Annotated in this window: 2 protein-coding genes; one reads left to right on the forward strand and one right to left on the reverse strand. The window is 64.7% G+C overall.

The window, feature by feature from the left end; all coding sequences use genetic code 11:
* Nucleotides 1–57: 57 nt before the first annotated feature.
* Entirely contained in the window at nucleotides 58–699 is a 642-nt protein-coding gene (locus QN357_RS18600; RefSeq protein WP_134446406.1) for a class II aldolase/adducin family protein, read from the reverse strand.
* Nucleotides 700–1,016: 317 nt separating this feature from the next.
* Here QN357_RS18600 and QN357_RS18605 point away from each other — a divergent pair, with 317 nt between their 5' ends.
* Complete coding sequence (locus QN357_RS18605; RefSeq protein WP_198413467.1) at nucleotides 1,017–2,321, forward strand: MFS transporter; 1,305 nt, start codon at nucleotides 1,017–1,019, stop codon at nucleotides 2,319–2,321.
* The last annotated feature ends 63 nt before the right edge of the window (nucleotides 2,322–2,384 follow it).

Here is a 2,384-nt window from a genome sequence, read left to right on the forward strand (position 1 = left end):
GGGTGCGCGCGGCGGCGGCCCGCTCGGGGCCGCCGCACATCGGGTGCCGAATGCCGCTTAGGGCAGGCGCGCACCCTCGGGGATGACGATCTTCTCGAGCTCGAGGATGTTCGGGGTGCCGAGCTGCAGGGCCCCGTAGAGCACCTGCGCGTTGGCCTCGACCGCGACGGCGACCTTGAATGCGCCGGCGACGTCTTCGCCGACCGAGATCATGCCGTGGTTGCCCCAGACGACGGCGTTCGTGTCGTCGCCCATGAGCGCGGCGCTGAGCTCGCCGAAGTCCTTGTTGGTGGAGAACTCGAACGGCATGATGCGCACGGCGCCCTTGGCGTAGAGCACCATGTTCAGCAGCACGGGGTCGATGGTCTTGCCGACGGCGCCGAACATGTTCGCGTACGGCGACTCGGTGTGCACGATCGCGTTGATGTCGGGGCGGCGGCGGTAATGGGCGAGGTGGACATCCGTCTCGGTCGACGGGAACAGGTCCCCCTCGATGACGACGCCGTCATAGCCGACGACGACCATCTCGTCGACCGTCAGCACGTCGTAGCGGATGCCGGAGGGCGTAATGACGATCGCGTCATGCTCGGGCAGGCGAATCGAGATGTTGCCCTGGGTGTTGAAGTTGAGTCCGGTACGCACCGACTCCTTGCACCAGTACAGGATTTCTTCGCGGAGTTCGCGACTGGCAAAGCTCATGGGATGTCCTCGTCTTCGTGGTAATTGAATCGTTTCAACTATCTCGACTATAACTCCGGAAACCGCAGCGCGTCAACTCCCCGGTTCTCCCGGATCGTCGCCCCCGGTCACGGCGCACCCGAAATGGTTAGGCAGGCACACGATTGTGACGTAGTCTGCTGGGACACCTCATTGAATCGTTTCATTCAATGAACGGTGCGGCGCCACCGGCGCCACCGCATCGCGTCCTCGAAGCCGAGGCCACGAGCCTCTGCATCAATGACGAGAGCAAAGGAGGACCATTCGTGGTCCGAATTGGAAACAAAAGCACAACCGGAATGAAAGCCACCATCTCGGTGGCGATGTCCAATTACATCGAAGCGGGATCGATCATCGCGATCGCAACCAGCCTGTCGCTCTGGCAGAAGGAGTTCGGGATCGACGACTTCGCGGTCGGATTGCTCGCGGCCCTGAGCGCGAACGCGTTCGGTGCGGCGGCGGGTGCGCTCATCGGCGGCCCGTTGTGCGACAAGTACGGTCGCAAGTTCATTTATACCTACGACCTCATCGTCTATATGATCGGCGTCGCCCTCGCCGTGTTCGCGATGAGCTACGGGATGCTGCTGCTCGCCTTCATCATCACCGGTATCGCCGTCGGGGCCGGCGTTCCGGCCTCGTGGACCTACCTCTCCGAGCAGGCGCCGGCCGGGCAGCGCGCCAAGCACGTCGGTGCCGCCCAGCTCGCCTGGTCCTGCGGCCCGCTGATCGGCTTCCTCCTCGCCGTCGCGGTCGAGCCCCTCGGCCTCCTCGGCAGCCGGCTCATCTTCGCCGAGCTCTTCGTCGTGGCCTTCATCACCTGGTACATGCGGCAGGGACTGCCGGAGACGGCCATCTGGAAGGAATCCAACGCGAAGGCGACATCCACCAACGTCTTCCACGGCGTCAAGGCGCTCTTCAGCAAGAAGGCAAACATCACCGCGATCTTCTTCCTGATCGGCGTGTACTCGTTCTGGAATATAGTCGCAGGACAGGCCGGAATCTTCATGCCGCGGGTCTACGCCGCCGCGGGAGTCGAGAGCGCCACGGAGCAGTACCTGCTGCAGGCGCTCGTCTGGGGCCTCACGGTGGCCACGACCTACTTCGGCTTCATGCGCCTCGCCGACAGGTTCAACCGCCGCATCCTCTACATCGTCGGTTCGCTTCTGGGCATCGCTGCCTGGGCCGTGCTCGTCTTCGCCGAACCGACCATGCCGGCGCTGCTCTCCTTCGCCGTGCTCTGGGGCGTCGCGGCCGGCATCGGCGCCCAGGCCTTCTACGGCCTCTGGGCCAGCGAGCTCTTCGCGACCGAGTACCGGGCGAGCGCGCAGGGCATCCTGTTCTTCGTCGCCCGGATCATGGTCGGCCTGCTCAGCATGGTCTTCCCGATCCTGCTGACCTCGATCGGGCTGTCCTGGCTCGGCCTCATCCTGATCGGCTTCCTCGCCGTCTCGCTCGTGGTCGGAGCCGTCTGGGCGCCGCACACCCAGGGTAAGAGCCTCCAGCAGATCGAAGCCGAACGCTACCCGGAAGACGTCGTCGCCGAGGAGTCAGTCGTCGAAGCATCCGTCGTCGGGGAACCGGTCGCGATGAACATGCACTTCTAGCCGGATCCAGCGCCCCGGTCTTCGCCGCCGCGCCCGTTTGCGCAGGTCGCGCCCGAAAGAGCG

It is taken from the genome of Cryobacterium sp. RTC2.1 (genome assembly GCF_035018685.1).
In the GTDB taxonomy this organism is placed as follows: Bacteria; Actinomycetota; Actinomycetes; order Actinomycetales; family Microbacteriaceae; genus Cryobacterium; species Cryobacterium glucosi.

What these genes read in the sequence shown, in the direction of transcription:
- QN357_RS18600 (WP_134446406.1), bottom strand. Translation starts at nt 699, where the DNA reads ATGAGCTTTGCCAGTCGCGAACTCCGCGAAGAAATCCTGTACTGGTGC.
- QN357_RS18605 (WP_198413467.1), top strand. Translation starts at nt 1,017, where the DNA reads ATGAAAGCCACCATCTCGGTGGCGATGTCCAATTACATCGAAGCGGGA.